The sequence below is a fragment of the Bacillus sp. C-3-6 genome, from assembly GCF_054509685.1.
The window spans coordinates 2,913,868-2,934,791 of record NZ_CM137247.1 but is presented as its reverse complement, the minus strand read 5'-3'; the positions used below and the strand labels follow the sequence as shown (position 1 = coordinate 2,934,791).

General features: G+C 35.5%; 23 protein-coding genes. 21 read left to right on the top strand and 2 right to left on the bottom strand.

The genetic code is table 11. The annotated features are described in order from the left end of the window. Nucleotides 1–95: 95 nt before the first annotated feature. The 4 genes from ACW0JX_RS15130 (at nt 96) to ACW0JX_RS15115 (ending at nt 4,644) form a co-directional block, all read left to right on the top strand. Nucleotides 96–1,424, top strand: coding sequence for a YjiH family protein (locus ACW0JX_RS15130; RefSeq protein ID WP_459244868.1), 1,329 nt, complete (start codon nt 96–98; stop codon nt 1,422–1,424). A 220-nt stretch (nt 1,425–1,644) separates the two neighbouring features. Then, nucleotides 1,645–2,232, top strand: coding sequence for a GNAT family N-acetyltransferase (locus ACW0JX_RS15125; protein ID WP_089171358.1), 588 nt, complete (start codon nt 1,645–1,647; stop codon nt 2,230–2,232). Nucleotides 2,233–2,561: 329 nt separating this feature from the next. Further along, nucleotides 2,562–3,194 (top strand): YdcF family protein, encoded by a 633-nt coding sequence (locus ACW0JX_RS15120; protein WP_000662218.1) that lies wholly within the window; start codon nt 2,562–2,564, stop codon nt 3,192–3,194. A 301-nt stretch (nt 3,195–3,495) separates the two neighbouring features. Continuing rightward, nucleotides 3,496–4,644 (top strand): acyl-CoA dehydrogenase family protein, encoded by a 1,149-nt coding sequence (locus tag ACW0JX_RS15115; RefSeq protein WP_089171357.1) that lies wholly within the window; start codon nt 3,496–3,498, stop codon nt 4,642–4,644. 215 nt (nt 4,645–4,859) lie between these two features. Here the strand turns inward: ACW0JX_RS15115 and ACW0JX_RS15110 are convergent, their stop codons facing one another. Then, a complete protein-coding gene (locus ACW0JX_RS15110) occupies nt 4,860–5,330 on the bottom strand; it encodes a DinB family protein (RefSeq protein WP_168410589.1) in 471 nt (156 codons plus the stop codon). Nucleotides 5,331–5,399: 69 nt separating this feature from the next. On the opposite strand from ACW0JX_RS15110, the gene ACW0JX_RS15105 reads away from it, so the two are divergent. From ACW0JX_RS15105 to lepB (ACW0JX_RS15040), 14 genes are all read left to right on the top strand, one after another. Beyond that, nucleotides 5,400–6,113 (top strand): ArsR/SmtB family transcription factor, encoded by a 714-nt coding sequence (locus ACW0JX_RS15105; RefSeq protein ID WP_095690622.1) that lies wholly within the window; start codon nt 5,400–5,402, stop codon nt 6,111–6,113. A gap of 192 nt (nt 6,114–6,305) precedes the next feature. Continuing rightward, the gene (locus tag ACW0JX_RS15100; protein ID WP_095690623.1) at nt 6,306–6,983 is read left to right on the top strand and encodes a copper homeostasis protein CutC; all 678 of its coding nucleotides are present in this window, start codon (nt 6,306–6,308) and stop codon (nt 6,981–6,983) included. A 23-nt stretch (nt 6,984–7,006) separates the two neighbouring features. Continuing rightward, a complete protein-coding gene (gene lepB / locus ACW0JX_RS15095) occupies nt 7,007–7,558 on the top strand; it encodes a signal peptidase I (protein WP_000662499.1) in 552 nt (183 codons plus the stop codon). Between the two features lie 155 nt (nt 7,559–7,713). Further along, nucleotides 7,714–8,466 carry an IclR family transcriptional regulator gene (locus ACW0JX_RS15090; RefSeq protein WP_095690624.1) on the top strand — a complete coding sequence of 251 codons (753 nt, stop codon included), beginning with the start codon at nt 7,714–7,716 and terminating at the stop codon, nt 8,464–8,466. A gap of 14 nt (nt 8,467–8,480) precedes the next feature. Next, nucleotides 8,481–9,194 carry a 5-oxoprolinase subunit PxpB gene (pxpB, locus tag ACW0JX_RS15085; protein WP_000672267.1) on the top strand — a complete coding sequence of 238 codons (714 nt, stop codon included), beginning with the start codon at nt 8,481–8,483 and terminating at the stop codon, nt 9,192–9,194. Further along, a complete protein-coding gene (locus ACW0JX_RS15080) occupies nt 9,185–10,174 on the top strand; it encodes a 5-oxoprolinase subunit C family protein (protein WP_053564100.1) in 990 nt (329 codons plus the stop codon). The genes pxpB and ACW0JX_RS15080 overlap by 10 nt, the downstream gene beginning before the upstream one ends. Before the next feature lie 18 nt (nt 10,175–10,192). Next, nucleotides 10,193–10,954, top strand: a complete 762-nt coding sequence (gene pxpA, locus ACW0JX_RS15075) for a 5-oxoprolinase subunit PxpA (protein ID WP_095690625.1) — start codon at nt 10,193–10,195, stop codon at nt 10,952–10,954. Nucleotides 10,955–10,975: 21 nt separating this feature from the next. Then, nucleotides 10,976–11,671, top strand: coding sequence for a DUF969 domain-containing protein (locus ACW0JX_RS15070; RefSeq protein WP_095690626.1), 696 nt, complete (start codon nt 10,976–10,978; stop codon nt 11,669–11,671). A 1-nt stretch (nt 11,672) separates the two neighbouring features. Beyond that, nucleotides 11,673–12,635, top strand: coding sequence for a DUF979 domain-containing protein (locus ACW0JX_RS15065; RefSeq protein WP_001021658.1), 963 nt, complete (start codon nt 11,673–11,675; stop codon nt 12,633–12,635). 15 nt (nt 12,636–12,650) lie between these two features. Further along, entirely contained in the window at nt 12,651–13,298 is a 648-nt protein-coding gene (gene pcp / locus ACW0JX_RS15060) for a pyroglutamyl-peptidase I (RefSeq protein WP_095690627.1), read from the top strand. Nucleotides 13,299–13,466: 168 nt separating this feature from the next. Beyond that, complete coding sequence (locus ACW0JX_RS15055; RefSeq protein ID WP_073515524.1) at nt 13,467–13,661, top strand: hypothetical protein; 195 nt, start codon at nt 13,467–13,469, stop codon at nt 13,659–13,661. Nucleotides 13,662–13,750: 89 nt separating this feature from the next. Next, nucleotides 13,751–14,476 (top strand): NAD-dependent protein deacylase, encoded by a 726-nt coding sequence (locus ACW0JX_RS15050; RefSeq protein WP_141241024.1) that lies wholly within the window; start codon nt 13,751–13,753, stop codon nt 14,474–14,476. A 241-nt stretch (nt 14,477–14,717) separates the two neighbouring features. Then, entirely contained in the window at nt 14,718–16,871 is a 2,154-nt protein-coding gene (locus ACW0JX_RS15045) for a peptidoglycan D,D-transpeptidase FtsI family protein (protein ID WP_095690629.1), read from the top strand. 81 nt (nt 16,872–16,952) lie between these two features. Beyond that, nucleotides 16,953–17,474, top strand: coding sequence for a signal peptidase I (gene lepB, locus ACW0JX_RS15040; RefSeq protein WP_002094069.1), 522 nt, complete (start codon nt 16,953–16,955; stop codon nt 17,472–17,474). Between the two features lie 34 nt (nt 17,475–17,508). Here lepB (ACW0JX_RS15040) and ACW0JX_RS15035 read toward each other — a convergent pair whose 3' ends face one another. Beyond that, nucleotides 17,509–18,132: a cephalosporin hydroxylase family protein gene (locus tag ACW0JX_RS15035; protein ID WP_276565494.1), complete on the bottom strand. Its 624-nt coding sequence runs from the start codon at nt 18,130–18,132 to the stop codon at nt 17,509–17,511. Between the two features lie 158 nt (nt 18,133–18,290). On the opposite strand from ACW0JX_RS15035, the gene ACW0JX_RS15030 reads away from it, so the two are divergent. The 3 genes from ACW0JX_RS15030 to ACW0JX_RS15020 all read left to right on the top strand — a co-directional run bounded on the left by ACW0JX_RS15030 (nt 18,291) and on the right by ACW0JX_RS15020 (nt 20,913). Then, nucleotides 18,291–18,815 carry an NUDIX hydrolase gene (locus ACW0JX_RS15030; RefSeq protein ID WP_095690631.1) on the top strand — a complete coding sequence of 175 codons (525 nt, stop codon included), beginning with the start codon at nt 18,291–18,293 and terminating at the stop codon, nt 18,813–18,815. Between the two features lie 308 nt (nt 18,816–19,123). Then, nucleotides 19,124–19,981 carry a DUF1259 domain-containing protein gene (locus tag ACW0JX_RS15025; RefSeq protein ID WP_095690632.1) on the top strand — a complete coding sequence of 286 codons (858 nt, stop codon included), beginning with the start codon at nt 19,124–19,126 and terminating at the stop codon, nt 19,979–19,981. A 737-nt stretch (nt 19,982–20,718) separates the two neighbouring features. Continuing rightward, nucleotides 20,719–20,913 (top strand): hypothetical protein, encoded by a 195-nt coding sequence (locus ACW0JX_RS15020; protein ID WP_089171353.1) that lies wholly within the window; start codon nt 20,719–20,721, stop codon nt 20,911–20,913. The last annotated feature ends 11 nt before the right edge of the window (nt 20,914–20,924 follow it).

Sequence of the window (20,924 nt, the reverse complement as noted above, 5' to 3'; positions counted from 1 at the left end):
AAAATAGGCTTTTTCATATGATTAAATAGTAGAAATGGAAAGAAGGAATACAACATTATTATACAGAATATTTAGATAATAGGAGGTGTCGAATTTTGAGTGAAATTGAATTAAAGAGTAATGTAATTAAGACAGGGCGAGAGAAGGGGATTATTCTTCGGTTTATACTTGCTAGTCTCGTTGGGGTGTTTATGTTTTTCGTTCCTGTTACGATAAACGGTGAATCGTCTATTATGATTGATCATATCGTATCGTGGATTAGGGCTTCAGTTCCAGGCGTAGTACCTTATTATGCATTATTTGTTATGGCGATTGGTGCGATTTATCCATTTTATACGAAGAAATGGAATGCATCTATCGTAGACATTTGTTTTTCTATTTTAAAAGTAGTTGGCGTTGTTTTCGGCATATTATATTGTTTAAAAGTAGGACCAGCTTGGTTCTTTGCGCCAGATGTTGGGCCGTTTTTGTATGAGAAGCTAGTCATATCAGTAAGTTTGCTCGTTCCAATTGGCTCGGCGTTTTTAGCGTTATTAGTCGGATATGGATTGCTTGAATTTATCGGTACATTTTGTCGTCCGATTATGAGGCCATTATGGAATACGCCTGGGAGATCGGCGATTGATGCAGTTGCGTCCTTCGTTGGAAGTTATTCGCTTGCCCTTCTTATTACGAACCGCGTGTATAAAGAAGGAAAGTATACGACAAAAGAAGCGGCGATTATCGCTACAGGATTTTCTACAGTATCCGCTACATTTATGATCATCATCGCAAAAACATTAGATATTATGCATTTATGGAATGTTTATTTTTGGACTACGCTTGTTGTAACATTCATCGTGACTGCTATCACCGTAAGAATCCCGCCCCTCAGTAGAAAACCAGATACATATGTAACAGAAGAAGGGTTCCCAGAGCCTGTTTATAAAGAGAAAATGTTAGAACGTGCTTGGGAAGATGCGTTAAAAGTATCAAAGTCTGCACCGAGCATTATGAAAAATATTGCAGTGAATTTAAAAGATGGATTTATTATGACGATGGGAATTTTACCATCCATTATGTCAGTAGGATTAATTGGTATCGTCTTAGCGAAGTTCACGCCAATATTTGATTGGATCAGTTATATTTTCTATCCATTTACATGGCTATTACAATTACCGGAAGCAGACTTAGCTGCTAAAGCCGCATCAGTTGGTATTGCAGAAATGTTTTTACCGTCATTATTAGTAGTAAGTGCACCACTCGTGACAAAGTTTGTTATTGCAGTTGTTTCCGTATCATCTATTTTGTTTTTCTCCGCTTCCATTCCTTGTATATTATCAACAGATATTCCGTTAAAAGTATCTGAACTTATTATTCTGTATGTGCAGAGAACGATTTTAACGTTGCTTATCATTACGCCGATTGCTTATTTGTTGCTTTGAACTATAATGTAAGTTCTAAATATATGGCGTTTACTAACTTGTGTAAATAAATATTTATCTTAAAATCGTAGGTAGTGCGAAATTATAAGTGCGATGCTTGAATAAAGGCATCGCATTTTTTATTTTTAGATGTACTATATATTTATGGTGTGAATTTATTTTATATATTAATAAAACGATGTTAATGATATGTTATAGTAACAACAAAGGGGGCTTAAAAATGGAAATTATTCACGAAAGAGCAAAGTTGCGGTTAATGGATAATACTGATGTCGAAACTTTGTTTTCGATTGTAGAAGGAAATCGGGATATTTGGGCGTATTTAATCTCTAAAATGGATAGTGTGCAAGATATGCAACAATACGTTCAAAAAGCGATAAAGGGTTACGGAAGAGGTACTCAAATACCTTTCGTAGTCGTAGATCAACAGACGAATAAGATTGTAGGAAGTACACGTTTATATAATATTTCAGTAGAAGATAAGACAGTTGAGTTAGGGCAAACGTGGTATCATCCGAGTGTGCAACGTACGAGTATAAATACAGAGTGTAAGTATATGCTTCTTCAGTATGCTTTTGAAAAATTGCATATGCTGAGAGTGCAAATTAAGACGGATGCAAGAAATGAAAAAGCACAACGAGCAATTGAAAGGTTAGGCGCAGTAAAAGAGGGTGTGCTTAGAAATGAAAGAAAATTACCGAATGGTTATGTGAGAGATGCGGTGGTGTACAGTATTATCTCGAGTGAATGGCCAGGCGTAAAAGAGAAAATGTTAGAAAAATCAGAGTTGTATAAAGAAAAGTTATAATTCGTGTTTTGAAAGGTATATTGTTCGTGAGGCATGAAAAATATACCTTTTTTCTTACAAAATGCTACTTTATTTTAATTCCTTTTGTTTCATCGTTCCCTTCTGAGAAAAAATTCGTTACAATGTAGTTGTATGGTAATAAACTTATGAATTTAAAAAATGTAATGAAAACCGCAAATGAAAATGAATTGATAATCCTCAATTTTAAATGAAAACCCTTTTATACATAAATAACAAGTAAAGTTCCTTCTTTTAAATAAACTCAAACAAAACGATTTGATATAAATGTTTTTTATAGAAGTATGGATGATGTACGGAGGCAATTACAAATGAAAGAAAATAAGAAGAGTAAGAAAAGACGAATCTTTCAAGTATTTTTACTAATGATTTGTTCTGCTATTTTATATGTAAGTTATGCAGCTTACGATATTTGGAGTTATCGTTTTAAAGCAAATGATGACGTGAAAACGGATGCTGGTATCGTACTAGGCGCAGCTTCATGGAACGGAAAACCATCTCCTGTATTTAAAGAAAGAATTAATCATGCGATTTCTTTATATAGGAACGGAAATATTAAAAAGATTATTTTTACAGGTGGTACAAAGTTCGAGGCAGAACTTGAGGAAGCACGTACTGCAAGAGTATATGCAATGAAACAAGGTGTAAAAGAGGAAGATATTTTAATTGAAACTAAATCCCTTTTCACTGAAGAAAATTTAAAAAATGCGAAGCAAGTTGGAATAGAGAACGGCATACAAACATACACGATTGTAAGTGATCCACTTCATATGAAACGCGCAATGAGAATCGCAAAACATATTAATATTGAAGCGTATGCTTCACCAACGCCGACATCAGCATATAAAACGTTAGATACAGAAATACCATTCTTCTTTAAAGAATTATTCTCGTATATTGGATATGTAACCTCTTTGCCGTTAAAAGCATTGAAGGGGGACTAATATAAGAAAAGGATCTAGCCTTAAATAGGCACTTTTCTTATTAGTCAAAAACATTGTATTTTTATCGGAATAGTGAAACAATAGAGAGGTAGCTTCATATAATCATAATGACAAAATGAACGGTTTATGAATCGAGCATAAAGTGAAACTATAATCAGTGGGTGGGTTTCTCACTGATTATTAGTTGAACCAATCGGGCGTTAACGGGCAGTTGATCTCCCACCTAACTTCCTTTGCTTCACCTGAATTTTTAGGTGGGAGTTTTATTGCCCGCAAATAGCGGGATAAAGGAGATTATAGTATGGCACTCTCATTTGTTGAAACAGAAGAACAGTCTTTAATTATTGAGAAAATAAATAAATTGATTCCGAAGTTCATGGAAAGGGAGCATCAGCTAAGTGAATTAGGATCATTTCCGTATGAAAATATAAATGATTTGAAAGATATCGGATATACGAAATTAACGTTACCGAAGGAATTTGGTGGTAGTGCGATTTCTTTATATGACTTCGTTTTATTTCAAGAGAAAATCGCGGAAGGCTGCGGAGCTACTGCATTATCGATTGGCTGGCATCTTGGCATTGTGAAGGAGCTAGCGGAAAATCGCTCTTGGAATGATGAGATGTTCAAATGGTTTTGCGAAAAAGTACGTAATGGTGCGCTCTTTAACAGGGCAGCAACAGAACCGAAAACAGGGAGTCCGACGCGTGGCGGCAAACCAGAAACAATAGCGGTTCAACAAGGCGAGAAGTGGGTTATAAATGGAAGGAAAACTTTTACAACGATGGCGCCAGTACTTGATTATTTTATTATTTCAGCAAGTATGGAAGGCCAAGAAGAAGTTGGTGAGTTTGTTATTCCAAGAAATACACTCGGTGTATCTATTGAAGAAACGTGGGATAGCGTTGCAATGCGAGGGACTGCTAGCCACGACCTTGTCTTACAAAATGTAGAGATAGACAACCGCTTTTTTACGGATGTAAAAGGCGGGAAAGTGAAACAAAAGGGTATTGGCTGGTTGCTACATATACCAGCATGTTATTTAGGAATCGCACAATCAGCAAGAAATTATGCAGTTCAATTTGCGGGATCATACAAGCCAAATAGTTTAAACCATTCTATTAGTTTATTACCGAATGTTAGAAAATTAGTTGGAGAATTAGAACTCGAGCTTATGCAAGCTCGCGTCTTTTTATATCAAATTGCGAAAAAATACGATGAGGCAGAAGATAAACTGTCACTGCAAGCAGAATTAGCGGCAGTGAAATACGCCGTAACAAATGCGGCGATATCCATAGTGGATAAATCAATGCGCATCGTAGGAGCAAAAAGTTTATCAGAAAAAAATCCGCTTCATCGTTACTATTTAAATGTCAGAGCAGGATTACACAATCCACCGATGGATGATGCAACATTGTCTATGCTGGCGGATGCGGCGTTTCGGTCGTGATTTTTGAAGTTTACATTTTATTGTTTATGGATATTATAGTTGTTTTGAAAGCACGGGTTTGATTAGTAATCAAACCCGTGCTTTTTATGTGTATGAAGTACTTAATGGAGATGTAGGTTTTTAATATAAATGATTATCATGGTGTTGTGATTGTTTCTTGTTGAAAAATTCTTATTGTAATGCCAGTTTGGAGGCTGTATAAACATTTTTCGTATTTAATCCCAAATTAAAGGTCTTTCCAAGTTAACCATTCGCAAATATTGTAAAAATTGACCCGCATGGACCGCATCATGATAGGCAATTCGTAATAGCATATCACCTAAATATCGTTGATAGCCAACATCACTTCTATCAATAAGTCTTGAATCTAGCTCGGCTATGCTTATTGATTGAACATATTCTATGAAGTCAGTAAAGTGTGATTGTGCCAATTCAATTTCTTTTTTTACACAAGTAATTGGCTCGTCATCATACGGGGTACGTATGTCGTTTATTGAACCGTTGTTTTTTATAATCATATGATAGTAAAAAGTTGAGCTCCATACGTGACGAATCATTTCACCTAAGGACATAGCCTCAGGATCAGGCTTCCAATTAAGAAAATTATCGGGAAGAGAATTCCATAATTTTTCTGAGCGCCTTCTCGTTTCTTTTAAATTTAATATACTAAGATCAATTGCATTCATAATACATTCTCCTTTACTATTAAACTTAAAATAATTGTATCAATTTAACAGTTAGGGTATCATCGAAATATGAATGTATATCCGAATATCTCATATATAGCTAAACTAATTGCTGAACCTACAAGAGCAATCATCTTAGATTGTCTAATGAATAATCAGGCACTACCTGCTAGTGAATTGGCTTATATGGCAAAAGTGTCACATCCAACAATTAGTTCGCATCTTTCTAAATTAGTAGAAGGGAATTTACTTACAGTTGAACAACATGGTAGACATCGTTACTATCGACTTGCTAATCAAGAAGTTGCAGAAGTGCTTGAAAAGTTAGGGACAATTGCACCAACAGTTCAAGTTCGCTCTTTAAAACAATCAAGCCAACTAAAACAAATTCGTTATGCTCGAACTTGTTATGATCATCTTGCAGGCAAACTCGGTGTAGAGATAACTGAAAAATTACTAGATAGGCAATTTATAATTTTAGAGGATGGAGAATACATTGTAACGGAACAAGGTAAGAAATGGTTTCTGAATTTTGGAATAAATGTTGATGAGGCAGATACAAAAAGGAGGGTATTTGCAAAACCTTGCCTTGATTGGAGTGAACGGCGTTACCATATTTCTGGTTGGTTAGGGTCTGCAATTGCAAAACTGCTTTTTGAACAGGGATGGATTACGAAAACGGATAAGAACCGAGCTGTCCATCTTACAAAGAAAGGTGTAAAGTTATTGGAAGATCAATTAGGCATTGATATGAAAACTGAGGAAAGAAAAGCTTGGAATTAGAAAAGTCCGTCAAAATGACGGGTTTTTTCATTATGGTAGGAGTGTACATGAATAATAGGATGTCACAAATAATTGTTGCCAATAAAAAAATCTTTCTTTTCATTCTTCTTTTTTAAGTTTTAAAGGAGAAAGCTAGGCTTCTTATTTTTACTAATGTTATAATAAGAAAAAAGCACGAAAAGAGGTCATCTCATGCTAGAGGTTATTGCAACATGTTTAGAAGATGTAAAACGAATTGAAAGTGCTGGCGGGAAGCGGATTGAATTAATTTCATCTTATACAGAAGGTGGTTTAACACCGAGTTATGCTTTTATAAAAAAAGCGGTAGAAGCGGTAAGTATACCAATTCATGTTATGATTCGTCCGCATGCGAAGTCTTTTACATATACGGAAGAAGAAATTGAAATGATGAAAGAAGATATTATAGTTGCACAGAAGTTAGGAGCAGCTGGTGTAGTATTAGGCGTATTAAGCGAACGAAATGAAGTGGATGAAGAGAAATTAGCGGATTTACTATCTGTTGTAGATGGAATAAATGTAACGTACCACCGTGCGATAGATGATATAAAAAATCCAGTAGAAGCGATGAACACTTTAAAGAAGTTTCATAAAGTGTCTCACGTTTTAACTTCAGGTGGACAAGGAAATATAGTAGAGAATATTCCGGTGCTTACTGAAATGCAAAAGGTAAGTGATGGTCAAATTCAGCTTGTAGCTGGAGCTGGCGTGACGAAAGAAAATATAAAGCGATTGCTAGATGAAACAGGAATCACGCAGGCGCATGTCGGTACAGCGGTAAGAGAAGGAAAATCATGTTTTTCTGAAATAGATCCTAATTTAGTACAAGAATTAGTTGAAATCATAAAATAAGTGCTTAAGAAAGAGGAGAAACGATGAAGGAAAATACGAAGAAAGAATTATTCTCTTGGGCTAAAACAATAGGGTTTACCCTTGTATTAATTGCTATTATTCGCGGTGTTTTATTTACACCTTCTTTAGTGCAAGGTGAATCAATGATGCCCACTTTAAAAAATAACGAACGAGTTCTCGTGAATAAGATTGGTTATAGTATAAGTGGATTAGATCGCTTTGATATTATCGTCTTCCACGGAAAAGAAGGATACGATTTAGTAAAACGAGTAATTGGTTTGCCAGGCGATACAGTTGAGTATAAAAATGATGTTTTATATGTAAACGGAAAAGCGATGGAAGAACCATATTTAAAAAAGTTTAAAGAAAAAGCAGTAGGCCGTGTATTAACTCCAGACTTTACGTTAGAACAAATCACTGGGAAAACGAAAGTGCCAGAAGGCCAAGTATTTGTTTTAGGGGATAATCGTGAAGTTTCTAAGGATGGTCGCATGTTTGGCTTTATTTCAGAAGATGAAATTGTCGGAAAAGGACAAGCTGTTTTCTGGCCGTTAAAACAAGTAAGAGCGTTATAAAGTGTGGTGAAGTATGGGAGAGATATTCTTCCATACTTTTTTATTTGCTTAAAATCTATTGATTGAATTGAAAGAATATTTTATAATTTTAAATTATATGTTTGTTTCGAAAAATGGAATTTAAGTTCCGTAATTCGGAACGAAAGGGAGATAGAATGAGTATAAATAAAACGGCAGTTAAGACAATGGATATTTTAGAGTTGTTTTATGAGCATGAAGAGCTAAGTTTAACTGAGATGGTTCAGCTTACAAATATGCCGAAAACATCTGTTTATCGTTTAATTGGCTCGTTAGAAGAGATGGAGTTTTTACAAAAAAACGAAAAGGGGAAATATCGTTTAGGGGTCGTATTTTTACGGTTCGGTCAACTTGTTTCACAACGATTATCAGTAAGGAATATAGCAATTCCTTATATGAAAGAGCTTAGAGATAGTTTAGGACAGGCAGTTAATTTAATAATTCAAGATGGTAATGACGCAATTTATGTTGAAAAGATGGAAGGTGTTCAGCCAGTACGCGTGTATACGGCGGTTGGAAGAAGAGCACCGCTTTATGCTGGTGCATGTCCGAGAATTTTACTATCGTATTTTTCTGAGGAAGAGAAACGGAGATACATAGAGGAAGTGGATTTAAAACAGTTTGCAGATGGAACAATTGTGGATAAGGAACAATTGCTAGAAGTGTTGCAAATGGCAAAAAAGGAAGGCTACACAATTAGTTATTCTGAGTTAGAAAATCATACAGCCGCAATAGCAGCGCCCATTTACGCAAGTGATGGAACGGTTGTAGCAGGTATGAGTATTTCGGGATTAGCAATTGAGTACAGCGAAAGTAACATTTCATATTTTATCGCTAAGGTGAAAGAAACAGCACATCGCATTTCGAAAGAACTCGGCTTTTTGGTATAGAAAGAGGGAGTAGGATGAAATTTTCTGCGTTAGGGGATCAAGCAATTATTGTTACATTTGGTGAAGAAATTAAGATGGATATATATGAGAAAGTACAGCGGTTATTTCAAGCACTGCAGCAACATCCGTTTGCAGGAATGATTGAGTGCGTTCCGTCGTTTACTTCATTAGCTGTTTACTACAATGTATACGAAGTATGGAAGAGAAATGAGAGAAGTGAAAGGTCATATGATTACGTTCGCCAGTATATAAAGGAGCTGTGTGATTCTTATAAAGAAGAAGTAAAACAGGATGTGAAACATATTTCTATACCAGTGTGCTACGGGGGAGAATATGGACCTGATTTAGAAGAGGTTGCACATTATAAAGGTTTACAAGTAGAAGATGTGATTCGAATACATAGTGAAACTACATATTTTGTATATATGTTAGGTTTTACACCAGGGTTCCCGTATTTAGGAGGACTATCAAAAGAATTAGAAACACCTAGAAAAGAAATACCGCGGTTACAAATCTCACCTGGTTCGGTAGGAATCGGCGGAAATCAAACAGGTATTTATCCACTTGAAACACCGGGTGGATGGAATATTATTGGTCGAACACCAATCTCCTTATTTAATCCGGAAGAAGAAACACCAACCTTTATTCAAAGCGGTATGTATTTACGATTTATCCCAATAACGAAGGAAGAGTACGTATCACTTGAGGGGGCTAAAGAATGGATGTAGAGGTTTTGCATGCAGGAATGTTTACAACAGTCCAAGATTTAGGGCGATCTCATTATCAACAATACGGTGTACCAGTTGGCGGGACTATGGATCAAAGTGCACTTCGGATGATCAATATGTTAGTTGGTAATGAGGAGAATGAAGCGGGACTCGAAATGACGATTATGGGACCTAAATTGTTAATAAAGAAAACGACTTTACTTGCGATTGGCGGAGCAGATATGGAACCGTTATTGAATGGAGAACGTATCCCGTTATGGCGTCCCATTTTAGCGGAAGAAGGTAGTATGCTTTGTTTTGGAAAAGTGAAAAGTGGTTGCAGAGCGTATGTAACTTTTGCGGGTGGTATACATATTGAGCGTACAATGGGAAGCAAAAGTACGTACATACGTGCTGCGATTGGTGGTATAGAAGGAAGAATGCTGAAAAAGGGTGACTACTTCCAAATTGGTGCACAACCAGAAATGGCGAGTCGTTTCATTCTAGACTTACAAAAAGATGCGAGAATAAAAACGAAATGGGCAATTAGCAACAGCGTACTACCAAAGTATAAGAAACATCCAAAGCTTCGTGTCATAACTGACTTTGAATATGATCAATTTACAGAAGAAAGTAGAAAGGCATTTTTTACGAAAGAGTATAAGGTATCTAATTATGCTGACCGTATGGGCTATAGGGTTGAGGGAGAAGTTTTAAATAGGAATGAAGAAAAAGAGATTTTATCGAGTCCTGTTACATTTGGAACCATTCAAGTTCCTAATGGTGGACAGCCGATTATATTAATGGCAGATAGGCAAACGACAGGTGGCTATCCGAGAATGGGAAATATCATTTCAGTAGATTTACCTCTTCTTGCCCAGCTAAAGCCGGGGGACTATGTTTCTTTTGAGAAAATTACGCTTGAAGAAGCGGAACAATTGTACATAGAACAAGAAGTAAATATGAATTTATTAAAGAAATTCATCGCTTTACGAAGCTGAAATTAGGAGGAATACATTATGACTACAATCGATTTAAACTGTGATTTAGGAGAAAGTTTTGGCGCTTATAAAATGGGGAATGATGATGAGATTCTTCCGTTCGTTTCCTCTATAAACGTTGCTTGCGGTTTTCATGCGGGTGATCCGTCTATTATGCGTCAAACTGTTGAAAAAGCTTTGGAGCATAACGTAGCAATAGGGGCGCATCCTGGATTTCCTGATTTAATTGGATTTGGTAGAAGAAACATGAATGTTTCAGCAAGTGAAGTATACGATTATGTTCTATATCAAACAGGCGCATTAGACGCATTTGTGAAAGCGGCAGGCGGGAAAATGCAGCATGTAAAGCCGCACGGTGCCTTATATAATATGGCGGCGTCTAATCAGGAAATTGCAGATGCAATTGCAAAGGCAATTTATCATATAAATCCAAGTCTATTACTTTATGGATTAGCAAATAGCGAGGCGTTTATACAGGCTGCAGAAAAATACAAAGTAACTCTTGTACAAGAGGCTTTTGCGGATCGTACATATAAGCAAGATGGTACATTAACGAGCCGTACAGAAGAAAATGCGCTTATAAAAGATGAAGACGAAGCGATAAAGCAAGTACTTCAAATGGTGAAAGAAGGCCATGTAAATGCGGTCAATGGAGAGAAAGTAGCAGTTCAGGCGCAAACGATTTGTTTACACGGTGATGGGGAAAAAGCAGTGCAATTTGCAGAAAGAATATACAGAACATTCAAACTTAATAATATTTCTATTTGTGCACCGAAATAAAAAATAGGGGGAAGTGCTGGGATGATTAAATTAATCGGAATACTACTTGTTGCAGTGGGCTTTTTATTTAGATTAAATACACTTTTAGTAGTTATGGTTGCAGGTATTGTTACTGGTATGGTTTCAGGATTAAGTTTTTATGATGTGATCAGCATGTTCGGTAAATTTTTCATAGAAAATAGATATATGTCTATGCCAATTATATTAACTTTACCGGTAATCGGAATTTTAGAGCGTTACGGTTTAAAAGAAAGAGCAGAAGCACTTATAACGAAATCAAAAGGAGCAACAACTGGAAGAGTATTAATGTCATATTTTACGATAAGAGAATCATCAGCAGCACTAGGGCTTAATATTGGTGGGCATGCGCAAACAGTAAGGCCGCTCGTTGCACCGATGGCAGAAGGGGCCGCGCAAGGTAAATATGGTAAACTTCCTGAAAAATTAAGAGAAAAGATTAAAGCAAACGCAGCAGCTGCTGAAAATACAGCTTGGTTTTTCGGAGAAGATATTTTCATCGCAACTGGAGCTATTTTATTAATGAAAGGATTCTTCGATTCAGTAGGTATGCATGTCGGAGTATGGGATATGGCACTTTGGGGCATTCCGACAGCAATATCTGCACTTATTGTAAGCTGGATTAGATTTAGAAAGTTTGATAAATATATAGAGAAAACAATGAAGGCAGAAGGAAAAGAAGAGAAGGAGGCAATTTAATATGAACATCATCACAATGGATACAATCTATTATGTATTAGGGATAATCGTTGCTTTTATCGCTGTTCGTATCGCATTCGATCGTGAACATCCAAACAGATTCGGTTCTAGTTTATTTTGGGCATTGTTTGCAGTTACATTTTTATTCGGAAATGTAATTCCTTCGTTTTACGTTGGCTGTATAGTGCTCGCTATGGTCGTTTTAGCTTCACTAAATAAAGTAACAAAATCAGAGGAAAAAGAAGTTCCAGTACAAGAACGTGTGAAACATGCTGAGAAATTAAAAAATAAAATTTTTATGCCTGCACTATTAATTCCTATTTTTACAATTATCGGTACGTTGACGTTAGGGAAAATTAAATGGGGAAATGTCTCTCTTGTTGATCCAGATAAAGTAACATTAGTTGCATTAGCGCTTGGTGCATTACTCGCATTCGTTGCGGCGATGCGTATTACAAAATCAAAAATAACAACGCCTGTACAAGAAGGAAGCAGACTATTACAAGCTGTCGGCTGGGCTGTTATTTTGCCACAAATGTTAGCAGCACTTGGCGGTATATTCGCGAAGTCTGGCGTTGGACAAGTTGTTTCAGACTTAGTTGGACAAGTGCTACCGACAGAGTATCCGTTCGTTGCTGTTATGGCGTACTGTTTAGGCATGATGCTATTTACAGTCGTAATGGGAAATGCATTCGCAGCGTTTGCTGTTATTACTGGCGGAATTGGCTTACCTTTAATAGTTCAAATGCACGGCGGAAACCCAGCAATTATGGCAGCACTCGGTATGTTTGCTGGATATTGCGGAACGCTGCTTACTCCAATGGCAGCAAACTTTAATATCGTTCCGGCAATGCTTTTAGAGCTAAAAGATAAGAATGCAGTTATTAAAGCGCAAGTACCAATTGCTCTTTCCATCTTTATTATCAATATGTTTATTATGTACGGCCTTGTATATCGTTTCTAATTAGGAGGGAAAACTATGAAAACAGTATTATTAACAGGGTTCGACCCGTTCGGCGGAGAAAGCATCAATCCAGCTTGGGAAGTCGCAAAAAGTTTGCATGAAAAAACAATCGGAGAATACAAGATTATTAGTAAACAAGTACCAACTGTATTTCATAAATCAATACAAGTTTTAAAAGAATATATAGAAGAACTAACACCGGAAATAATTATATGTATCGGACAAGCTGGGGGCAGACCAGATATTACGGTAGAGCGTGTCGCAATTAATATTGATGATGCAAGAATTGCTGACAATGAAGGGAATCAGCCAGTAGATGTGCCGGTTATAGAAGAAGGACCGGCTGCTTATTGGTCTACACTTCCGATGAAAGCAATTGTAAAAAGACTTCACGAAGAAGGGATACCAGCTTCCGTTTCACAAACAGCAGGTACATTCGTTTGTAATCATTTATTCTACGGTCTCATGCATGAACTAGAGAAACAGGATAAGAAAATAAAAGCCGGATTTATTCATATTCCGTTCCTACCAGAGCAAGCGAGTAACTATCCAGGCCAACCGAGTATGTCACTTTCTACTATTCGTAAAGGGATAGAATTGGCAGTTGAGATAACGACGACGGTTGAGGTGGATATTGTGGAAGTTGGGGGTACGACACATTAAGTAAGATGTTGGGGTAGTACCGAAGTGCGTATGTAGTTGTTATTTTTGTTTGAAGGAAAGATGTATCGTTAGGTTGATAATAATAGGATACATTGCACATTTTAAACTCTCCCATTTTCATGTATAATTATTATAAAAATCGGAATTTTTAAAAATGAGGTGGGTATCTTGAAAAGTTTTGGTATGTTAGTAATCTCTACCGTGCTTTCAGCGGGCCTATTATATTATAATGCTCAATCCTTTTATAATAGGTTTGCCTCTGGAAATACATATTATTGGGTAAACGGTATCCTAGCAGTAATCTTCTTTGTATTCCTTTACAAAAATGCAAAAGATATCATCAAGAAAAACTATATAAAATAAGGAAGTTTAAAGAGTTCTTTATACAAAGACAACACCTCCTGTAAACAACTGGTATAATAAGTATAGGAAAATACATAGAGGTGATTTTTGTGCAATTTGAAGAAGTACGTTCAATTTTAGAAAAAGCGAAGAAAATTACAGTGTTAACAGGTGCTGGTGCAAGTACGGAAAGTGGTATCCCAGATTTCCGTTCAGCAAATGGATTGTATGCCGATGCGAATGTGGAAATGTATTTATCAAGGGGATATTATAATAGGAGTCCGAAAGAATTTTGGAAGCATTATAAAGAAATCTTTCAAATTAATACGTTTCATCAATATAAACCAAATCACGGCCATCGCTTTTTAGCTGAATTAGAAGAACAAGGGAAAGATATTACGATTTTAACGCAAAATATTGACGGTTTACATCAATTAGGCGGTAGTAAGCATGTCATTGATTTACATGGAACACTTCAAACAGCACATTGTCCGAAGTGTAAAGCGGGATATGATTTGCAGTATATGATTGATCATGAAGTGCCTCGCTGCGAGAAGTGTAATTTCATTTTAAATCCAGACGTTGTTTTATATGGAGATACATTGCCGCAATATCAAAATGCGATAACACGTTTATATGAAACAGATGTATTTATCGTTATGGGAACGTCATTAAAAGTGCAACCCGTCGCTTCATTCCCGCAAATCGCAAAGAGGGAAATAGGGGCAACGACAATTTTAGTAAATGAAGAGTTAACAGGGCAAGAATATAACTTTGATTTTGTTTTTCAAAATAAGATTGGTGAGTTTGTTGAAGGGTTATCGTCGGTTAAATAAGTTATTATTTTTATGAAAAACTGAGGTGTATAGAGAACACCTCAGTTTTTTGTTTGAATAAAATTCATGTTATGACTTATGAAGGGGAATGGTAATAAATAGGTTATAAAATTAAAAAACTGAAAATTAAATCTTTTATTTCTTTAGTAATTAATATAAAATTCTATATATATCATATAAATAAATTTGATACATAATGATTTTGCGTAGAAATGTTAATAGAATGAAGCGAGGGAGCGAAATGAGACAGAAAAAGGAGCAGAAAAAACAATCGAAAAAGAAAAAGACTCATATTCCATTTCGGTTAAATGTACTATTTTTTATTGTCTTTCTTTTATTTTCAGCTATTATAATTCAATTAGGTAAAGTACAAATCATTGATGGAGAAACGTATAGAAATGAAGTAAACAAAAAGGAAGATGTAACGGTAAGTACTCCCGTTCCTAGAGGGAAAATGTTTGATCGACAAGGTCACGTTATTGTAAATAATAAACCATTACGAACCGTTACATATACGAAAATGAGAGGAGTGGACTCAAAAGAAGTTTTACAAGTAGCAAGAGATTTAGCTAAGCTAATTGAAATGTCGCAAGAGGACATGGATAAGTTAACAGAGACAGATAAAAAAGATTTTTGGATGCAGTTAAATGAAAAGCGGGCAGCAGCGAAAGTAACGAAAGAAGATGAGAGTAAATTTAGAAAGCAAGAAATAGAAGGAAAAGAGTTAGATAAAAAAGTAGAAGAACTGCGCCGGGAAAGAATTACACAAGAAGAATTAAATGAGCTTTCAAAGGAAGATATAGAAGTATTAGTAATTAAAAGCAAAATGAATGCGGGATATAAAATGACTCCGCAAATCGTTAAAAAAGACGTAAGTGAAAATGAATATGCTGTCGTTAGTGAAAGGTTGGCAAGTTTACCGGGAGTGGATACAACAGTAGATTGGGAACGTGAATACCCAAATGATAAAATACTGCGCTCTATACTAGGTAGCGTTTCTAATGAAAATGAAGGGTTGCCAAGAGAACAATTAGATTATTATTTAGTTCGTGATTATAATCGAAACGACCGTATTGGTAAAAGTTACATCGAAAAACAATACGAAGATGCACTACATGGAACGAAAGAACAGTCTAAAAATATTATGGATAAAGCAGGGAAGATTGTTCGAACAGAAAAAGTGACTGAAGGAAAAAGTGGAAATAACTTGATGTTAACAGTCGATATGGATTTACAGAAAAGAGTAGAGGGAAGCCTTGAAAAGAATTTACGAGCCTTTCATGCTGCAGAGCCGATGATGGATCGTGCGTTCGTAGTAATGATGAATCCGAAAAACGGTCAAATTTTATCAATGGCAGGAAAGAAAATTGTAAATAAAGATGGTGGTATGCAAATAGAAGATTATGCATTAGGAACGATGACAAGTTCTTATGAGTTAGGGTCAACTGTAAAAGGGGCTACTTTATTAACTGGATATCAAACAGAAGCGATTAAGCCGTATACACACTTCTTTGATGCGCCAATGTATTTTAAAGGAAGTTCTAAGCCGAAGAAATCGTGGAAAGAATTTGGGGATATTGATGATTTAAGAGCTTTGCAAGTGTCATCGAACGTTTATATGTTTAATACAGCTTTAAAAATTGCAGGCATTAATTATGTTCCAAACAATCCATTAGATATTAAACAAGAAACATTTAATAAAATGCGCTACTATTTTAGACAATTTGGCCTAGGTGTGTCGACTGGTATTGACCTGCCAAATGAATCAATCGGTCAAATAGGTAGAACTGATAACATACCCGGATTTTTACTTGATTACGCGATTGGACAGTATGATACATATACGCCGCTTCAGCTTGCGCAATATATTTCAACCATTGCAAATGGCGGTTACCGAATGAAACCACAAATTGTACAAGAAGTTAGAGAGCAACCGAATAGACCAGAGGATGCAGGAAAAGTTGTTCGGTCGATTGAACCAGTTGTATTAAATAGAGTGGATATGGAAACTTCGTACATTAATCATGTAAAAGAAGGATTTAGAAGAGTTTTTCAAGAAGCTGACGGAACCGGAACCGGAACATTTAAAGGTCTACCATATAAACCAGCGGGAAAAACAGGAACAGCTGAGACAATATATGGTGGAGAAAGTGATATTGGAAGAGATGAGAACAACAACCGAAAAAAATGTTATAATTTAACTCTTGCCGGTTATGCACCATATGATGCGGATCCGGAAGTAGCTTTTTCAGTTGTTGTACCATGGGTGAATGATGATAAATCAGGAATTAATTCTGCGATTGGTAAAGAGATTTTGGATGCGTATTTTGAATTAAAAACAAATAGATCAAATACAAATTCAATTCCAGTAGAACAACCGAACAAGGCACAGTAAAAATAGTATCACTGCATGGAAACATATTGTGCAGTGATATATTTTTTGAGTTAAAAAGCGCTTTATAAGGTGGGAATGGATATGAAAAAGGAGATTAAGAGAGGCTGGGGAAAGTACATACTATTTATATTGGTGATAGTCATAGGCTACCATTCTTTTACTTTATGTAAGGTGGAAGGGGAATCGATGCAGCCGACTTTATATGAAGAAGACTACGTATTTGTAAATAAAGCGGTAGTACGTCTTTCTAATTTACAACACGGAGAAATTGTCATTATAAAAGAAGAGGATGAATCGAAATATTATGTGAAACGTGTAATAGGGCTTCCTGGTGATGTAATTAACATAACGAACGGAAAGGTATATGTGAACGATAAAAAGCAAGAAGAACCATATACGAACAAAGATTTATTTAACAACACACAAGTGTTTTATAACTTTCAAAAGACAAAAATTCCGCCAAATAAGTTATTTGTAATGGGAGATAACCGCGAAGTAAGTAGAGATAGTCGCAATGGCTTAGGATATATTGAAGAAGATAACATAATTGGCAAGGTGGAATTTGTATATTATCCTTTTTCAAAAATGAAAATGATAGAATAAGTGGGGGATGAGCAAAACCCCACTTATTAAAGTTTCACTTTATTTTCTTTAAAAAACCTTTTGGATTAAATGATATGAAAAATTTATGTTTAGACTCGTCGATTATGAAGTTATTGTTTTTAGTTAAAAACTCTTCCACAGCTTCCATTGGGCCAGGACCCCAATCGGGAAGAAGCGGATTTCCGTTAATGGAGGTATCTTCTACAATTATATAACTGCCAGTAGTGACGATAGATTTATATAGCAAGAGTTCTTTGGAAACATGCTCTTTACTATGATCAGAATCTAAAATAACTAAAATCACATCATCAGGTTTGCGCATACTTACTATTGTTTGGATGGCCTGCACAGAAACAGAAGATGCTGTTAAATACGTAATCCGATTATGTGATGGCCGATTTGGCTGCGGAGTTATATCGATAGTAAGTACGTGACCTTTTCCAATTAAATCTAACATAGAAGTTAAATACAGTGCACTACCACCGTGAAAAGTCCCGCATTCAATAATTAAATCGGGCTTTAATTCATAAATAATTTCTTGATACAAAAAGAGATCAGAGGGAAGTTTACAGATTGGAACCCCGAACCAGTGTGTATCGTTTAACCACACGATGCCGTTGTAATATTGGTTTAAAAATTCATTACTTATATTATCGATTTTAAATTCTCCTTTCTAAAAAGGATTCTCTCGTTTGACGTAAAGTGTTTACGCATGAAAGTTGTACTATATATTATGTAGTAAGGAATTATAAGGCGAGTGTTTTTAATTGAAAATAAGCCAAATAACTCATGTGGAAAATGAAAGGAAATGGTCGTATGTACAAATACACAATTTGCTTTATTAGAAAAAGCGATAAAATACTGCTATTAAATAGAAATAAAAAGCCGAATATGGGGATGTGGAATGGTGTTGGAGGAAAAATAGAAGAGAATGAAACGCCATACGAAGGAATAATTAGAGAAACGTTTGAGGAAACGGGCATAGAACTTTCAAGTGTAACGTATAAAGGGACTGTTGGTTTTAAAGGTAAAGATCAGCCCCAGGCTAGTGAAGGAATGTATGTGTTCGTTGCTGATTTGCCAGATGGAATGCAAATGAATACACCATTACGTACGGCTGAAGGCTTATTAGAATGGAAAGAAATTGATTGGATATTAGATGGTGATAATAGAGGTGTAGTTAGCAATTTACCAAAATACTTACCGACAGTATTAACAGAAGAAAATAAGTTAAAACATATATTCACGTACGATAACCGGAATATTATTAATTACACAACTGTATGTTTGAAAGAAGATGATGCGAACAAGCGATATGAAAAACAACTTGTTTCTCAATAGAAAGAATACGAAAACAATCAATCTTATAATCTAGTAGAGAATATTTTAATAGAGCAATCGACATTTATAAGTTGATTGCTCTCATTATTTAACTGAGAAAAAGACATGTTTAAAGTGCTCCTTATTATATGTCTATAACTTTATCGTGTAACATAATTTGAAATATAGTATGTACATTGAATAACTTGCTATGGTTCTCTATTAATCTTTCATAATTGTCTAAGCAGTTACTAGATTGCTAGCATAGAATATATTGTCTTCTGCAATTTTAGGAAGATAATCCTATAAAATTTTAGGAGGAATATACTATGGAAATAGAAAATCGACAAGTAGATCCAGTATTTGAAAATCTATGTCAACGCTTTTTTGATATTCTAGGTGGTACTGATCATTCAATTGATCCAGGACCTGTATGTACTGTAACTCGAACTAGAATATTTGATGAAACAGTATTAGGAAGAAAATCAAATTCACCTTTGGTTAATTATCAATTTTTTTCGTTTGAATCTCTTGATGAATCAGGAAATGCACTTTGTTTAGGGGAAACTGCAGCTTTTGAAAATCAGGTTGAACAAGTCCTTACTAATCTTCGTGATCGCGGTATTATCGTATCAGGTTTGCACAATCACTGGATAAATGAAAATCCACGTTTATTTTATATTCACTGGGAATCGATAGATGATCCGATTGCATTTGCGAGAAAATCAAGAGAATCTATTGATTTCTTAGGTCCAGTATTACCACCAGATTTGCCACCACCTGTAGTATCTCCAGAATTTCAAGCATTATGTGATGAATTTACTGCTACATTAGGTGGTGAAGGTGAAATTGAACCAGGGCCTGTATGTTTTGTTATGCGGAATGTGAATTTTGGAGCGACTATCTTTGGAAGACCTGCAAATTCACCTCTTGTGGGGCATCAACTTTTTTCGTTCGAATCCCTCGATCCATCCGAAGTTGCACTTTGTTTAGGTGAAACGGCAACGACTCAAGATCAGACTGATCAACTAATTTCACAACTTCTGAGATTTGGCTTTAAAGTATCGGCATTTCACAATCATTGGCTAGATGATAATCCTCATTTAATATATGTTCACTGGGAATCGATAGAAGATCCAATTGCATTTGCGAGAAAAACGAAAAATGCGATTGCGTTTTTGGGTTAGTTTTAATAAGGTAATTTAACTAAAAGAACTTGCTATTTTATAATAATTGGCAGAGTCGTAACCGCCTTTTGGCAGTAAATGTGCCAGTTGTTTTAGAATCAACGTGATATATTTGTATTGTGAGCGGCGGCAGAAAACATTGCTCATACAATTCCTTATAACTGAAAATGGATCGTCATAACCGATGGCGATGGTTGCAGAGTGAATGAATAGTTGAATTGCAATTTCACATTCAATTGCAATTCACGTTGTGTATACGGAGAAGGGCTTTTGCTCTTCTTCTAACTATTTAATAAAGTATGTAATGAAGATAGATTTAACAACATTAGGTAGCTGAAAGAAAAATGAAATTTCATGTACCTTATTTGAATTACAATATAATAAGTAATTACATAGTATCCAGGGAGGATGCTTTTTATTTTGGAGGAAAGTGAAGGTAATGGGAAACAAGAATATAGTATTAGTTAAGTTTACTGGCAAGGATGATACAGTTGAATATTATTATGAAGGGAAAGTTATGACTCAAGCTATTATCAAATATATGGACAAAATTAAAGCGATGTTTTTAATTTGATTAAAACAATATTAATGCTTGTAGGCGCAACCTTTATTTGGTTAGCGTCTTATTTGTTGTTAAGGAAAGATAGGTAGAAAAAATAGACTAGTAAACAAGCCGTATTTGAAATTTAAACATAGAATAGGATGAGTCTTATTAAAAAGAGGAGGGTCTGGTAGTTATGGGGTGTAATTGTAATTTTAGACATTTCCGAAATTGTAATAGATTTTGGGATGATTTAATGTTTTGTAGATGTAGACATAGAGACTGTGATGAATGTCGTTGTAAACGTGACCGTGATTGCGATTGTGATAAATGTCGACGTAAACGTAATCATGATCGTGACTGTGATTGTGATGAACGTAAAGAGTGGTAAATTTTTTAGGA

Coding starts and splice junctions, on each gene's coding strand:
- ACW0JX_RS15120 (WP_000662218.1), top strand. CDS start 2,562: ATGAAAGAAAATAAGAAGAGTAAGAAAAGACGAATCTTTCAAGTATTT.
- ACW0JX_RS15105 (WP_095690622.1), top strand. CDS start 5,400: ATGAATGTATATCCGAATATCTCATATATAGCTAAACTAATTGCTGAA.
- ACW0JX_RS15125 (WP_089171358.1), top strand. CDS start 1,645: ATGGAAATTATTCACGAAAGAGCAAAGTTGCGGTTAATGGATAATACT.
- lepB (WP_000662499.1), top strand. CDS start 7,007: ATGAAGGAAAATACGAAGAAAGAATTATTCTCTTGGGCTAAAACAATA.
- ACW0JX_RS15065 (WP_001021658.1), top strand. CDS start 11,673: ATGAACATCATCACAATGGATACAATCTATTATGTATTAGGGATAATC.
- pcp (WP_095690627.1), top strand. CDS start 12,651: ATGAAAACAGTATTATTAACAGGGTTCGACCCGTTCGGCGGAGAAAGC.
- ACW0JX_RS15080 (WP_053564100.1), top strand. CDS start 9,185: ATGGATGTAGAGGTTTTGCATGCAGGAATGTTTACAACAGTCCAAGAT.
- ACW0JX_RS15090 (WP_095690624.1), top strand. CDS start 7,714: ATGAGTATAAATAAAACGGCAGTTAAGACAATGGATATTTTAGAGTTG.
- ACW0JX_RS15110 (WP_168410589.1), bottom strand. CDS start 5,330: ATGAATGCAATTGATCTTAGTATATTAAATTTAAAAGAAACGAGAAGG.
- ACW0JX_RS15030 (WP_095690631.1), top strand. CDS start 18,291: ATGTACAAATACACAATTTGCTTTATTAGAAAAAGCGATAAAATACTG.
- ACW0JX_RS15115 (WP_089171357.1), top strand. CDS start 3,496: ATGGCACTCTCATTTGTTGAAACAGAAGAACAGTCTTTAATTATTGAG.
- pxpB (WP_000672267.1), top strand. CDS start 8,481: ATGAAATTTTCTGCGTTAGGGGATCAAGCAATTATTGTTACATTTGGT.
- ACW0JX_RS15045 (WP_095690629.1), top strand. CDS start 14,718: ATGAGACAGAAAAAGGAGCAGAAAAAACAATCGAAAAAGAAAAAGACT.
- ACW0JX_RS15020 (WP_089171353.1), top strand. CDS start 20,719: ATGGGGTGTAATTGTAATTTTAGACATTTCCGAAATTGTAATAGATTT.
- ACW0JX_RS15025 (WP_095690632.1), top strand. CDS start 19,124: ATGGAAATAGAAAATCGACAAGTAGATCCAGTATTTGAAAATCTATGT.
- ACW0JX_RS15070 (WP_095690626.1), top strand. CDS start 10,976: ATGATTAAATTAATCGGAATACTACTTGTTGCAGTGGGCTTTTTATTT.
- pxpA (WP_095690625.1), top strand. CDS start 10,193: ATGACTACAATCGATTTAAACTGTGATTTAGGAGAAAGTTTTGGCGCT.
- ACW0JX_RS15100 (WP_095690623.1), top strand. CDS start 6,306: ATGCTAGAGGTTATTGCAACATGTTTAGAAGATGTAAAACGAATTGAA.
- lepB (WP_002094069.1), top strand. CDS start 16,953: ATGAAAAAGGAGATTAAGAGAGGCTGGGGAAAGTACATACTATTTATA.